Source organism: Streptomyces sp. ActVer (assembly GCF_027270795.1).
Classification (GTDB): Bacteria; Actinomycetota; Actinomycetes; order Streptomycetales; family Streptomycetaceae; genus Streptomyces; species Streptomyces umbrinus_A.
On the sequence record NZ_JAPWHT010000755.1, the window covers coordinates 1 to 2767 of the forward strand.

General features: G+C 72.3%; 3 protein-coding genes and 1 pseudogene. 2 read left to right on the plus strand and 2 right to left on the minus strand.

What is annotated here, in order from left to right:
• Positions 1 to 429, plus strand: a 429-nt coding sequence (locus O3Q52_RS51605) for a TVP38/TMEM64 family protein (protein ID WP_269655323.1), incomplete at its 5' end; no start/stop codon positions are given.
• A gap of 280 nt (positions 430 to 709) precedes the next feature.
• Here the strand turns inward: O3Q52_RS51605 and O3Q52_RS51610 are convergent.
• Positions 710 to 1879: a thiolase family protein gene (locus O3Q52_RS51610; protein WP_269655324.1), complete on the minus strand. Its 1170-nt coding sequence runs from the start codon at positions 1877 to 1879 to the stop codon at positions 710 to 712.
• A gap of 97 nt (positions 1880 to 1976) precedes the next feature.
• On the opposite strand from O3Q52_RS51610, the gene O3Q52_RS51615 reads away from it, so the two are divergent.
• On the plus strand, positions 1977 to 2462 hold the full coding sequence (locus O3Q52_RS51615; protein ID WP_269655325.1) for a helix-turn-helix domain-containing protein: 486 nt from the start codon (positions 1977 to 1979) through the stop codon (positions 2460 to 2462).
• Positions 2463 to 2571: 109 nt separating this feature from the next.
• On the opposite strand, the pseudogene O3Q52_RS51620 reads toward O3Q52_RS51615, so the two are convergent.
• Positions 2572 to 2767 (minus strand): annotated as a pseudogene (locus tag O3Q52_RS51620) (cupin); the annotation flags it as partial.

A 2767-nucleotide genomic window follows, 5' to 3' on the forward strand; every position in this document is an offset into this window, starting at 1 on the left:
GGCTCGCAGCTCGGACTCGGGGCCTCGCTCGCGGGTACGGTGCTCGGGGCCGGGATCGCCTTCGGGCTCGGCCGGATCCTCGGCCAGGACGCGCTGCGACCGCTGCTCCGCGGACGCTGGCTGAAGGCGGCGGACGGCCAGCTCAGCCGCCACGGATTCCGCTCGATGATGGCCGCGCGGCTCTTCCCCGGAGTGCCGTTCTGGGCCGCGAACTACTGCGCGTCCGTCTCCCGCATGGGCTGGCTCCCCTTCCTCCTCGCGACGGGCCTCGGCTCGATCCCCAACACCGCGGCATACGTCGTCGCCGGCGCCCGCGCCTCGACCCCGACATCCCCCGCTTTCCTGATCGCCATGGCCTTCATCGCCCTCCCCGCCCTGGCGGGAGCGATCATCGCCTGGCGCAAACGCCACCACTTCCGGGACCGCTGAGCCGGGCTCCCTCGGGGTCTACCCCGGAGGACCTCCAGCCGCGCCGCGAGGCCGCCGCTCGGCCGGGCCGCCGTCCGCCCGGCCACCCGGGATCGGCGACACACGAGACGCAACACCGCGCCGTCAGCTCGGCAGCGCCCCTGCTGGGCGGGCCGCGTGCCTATGTCCGCGCAGCCCGCGCCTGTCGCCGATCCCGGACGGTACGGACCGCGCCACCCTCGGCCCGTACCGCTCCCGGCCCGCGGTCCCGGAAGGGCCCGCGGGCCTCACCCGCATCCGCCTACAGCCCCTCCAGCACCATCGCGTTCGCCAGGCCGCCCGCCTCGCACATCGTCTGGAGGGCGTAGCGGGCGCCGCGTGCCCGCATCGCGTGGACGAGCGTGGTCGTCAGCCGTGTGCCGCTCGCGCCGAGCGGGTGGCCGATGGCTATCGCGCCGCCGTGGACGTTGACCTTGGAGAGGTCGGCGCCCGTTTCCTGCCGCCAGGCGAGGACGACGCTGGAGAAGGCCTCGTTGACCTCGAAGAGGTCGATGTCGTCGAGGCTGAGCGATGCCTTGCGGAGGACCTTCTCCGTGGCGGGGACGACACCGGTGAGCATGAGCAGCGGGTCGGACCCGGTGACTGCGAAGCTGTGCAGCCGGGCAAGTGGCCGCAGACCGAGCCGGGCCGCGGTCTCACTGGACGTGATGAGCACGGCGGACGCGCCGTCGTTGACGGGGCTGGCGTTGCCCGCCGTGACGTTCCAGTCGATCTGCGGAAAGCGCTCGCCGAAGGCCGGGTCGTAGTAGGCGGGCTTCAGACCGGCCAGGACCTCCGTGCTGCTGCCGGGCCGGACGCACTCGTCCCGCGTCACACCGTCGAGAGGCGCGACCTCGTCGGCGAACAGACCGCTCTCCCACGCCGCCGCGGCCTTCCGGTGCGACTCCACCGCGAAGGCGTCCATCTCCTCGCGCGAGATCGACCACTTGGCCGCGATCAGCTCGGCGCTGATCCCCTGCGGAATCAGCCCCTCGGGGTACCGCTCGGCGACTCCGGGCCCGAAGGGGTCCTTGCCCTCCGGCACGTTCGACCACATCGGCACACGGCTCATGGACTCCACGCCACAGGCCACGACCAGGTCGTACGCCCCGGACATGACGCCCTGCGCCGCGAAGTGCACCGCCTGCTGGGAGGAACCGCACTGGCGGTCCACCGTCGTCGCGGGCACCGACTCGGGGAAGCCCGCCGAGAGGACCGCGTACCGGGTGGTGTTCATGGCCTGCTCGCCGACCTGGTCGACCGTCCCGCCGATCACGTCGTCGATCAGCGAGGGATCGACTCCGGAGCGCTCGACGAGCGTACGGAGGGTGTGGGCGAGGAGTTCCACGGGATGGACGTGGGCGAGCGAGCCGTTCGGCCTGCCCTTGCCGATCGGAGTGCGTACGGCTTCGACGATGACTGCGTCACGCATGGTCCGGCCCCTCGAAGTCACAGGGTTTGCTTTACAAACCCACCATGTGACTCCACGGTAACCCAGTGGGTTGGAAGAACCAACCCACCCCCATAGACTGGATCGCATGAAGGACGCCCGCCCCTGCTCGATCGCCGACACCCTCGCGCTCGTCGGCGAGAAGTACTCCCTGCTCGTCCTGCGCGAGGTGACTCTGGGCGCCACGCGGTTCGACCAGCTGGTCCGCAACATCGGCGCCCCGCGCGACGTGCTGACGAGCCGCCTGAAGCGGCTGGTGGACGCCGGTGTGCTGGCGAAGGTCGCGTACAGCGAGAAGCCGCCGCGCTTCGAGTACCGGCCGACGCGGGCCGGCCTGGAACTGGAGCCCGTGCTCCTCACACTCATGGCGTGGGGCGACCGCCATCTCAACGACGGCGATCGCCCCATGGTGCTCGAACACGTCGGCAGCCCCGGACACACGGGCGGCCACGAACTGGTCCCGGTCGTCACCTGCGCCGAGTGCGGCGAGACGGTCCGGCACGACGACCTGAAGGCCCACCCGCAGACCCCGGGATGGACGGCGACGGGCCCCGCGGCGGCGTAGTCCGAACGCCGCCGCTCACGTTCCCCGCCGAAACCGGAAGCACGTCCACGGCGGAACCGGAAGCACGTCCCCGGCCGAGCCGGAAGCACGTCCCGGCCCGGAGCCGGTGCTACGCCCCCCGGTACACGTCGAGCCGTCCGCACATCCCGAACTTCCCGAACGCGGACGGCTGTTCGGCCCGCACGACGGCGTCGGCGAGGTGGGACACGTCCCCCCGCTCCAGCCGGTCGAGCTGTTCCCCGGTCGCCGCGGCCGCCGCCTCGGCACCCCGCCGCCACCGCTCGCGCCACTCGGCGAGCCGGGGG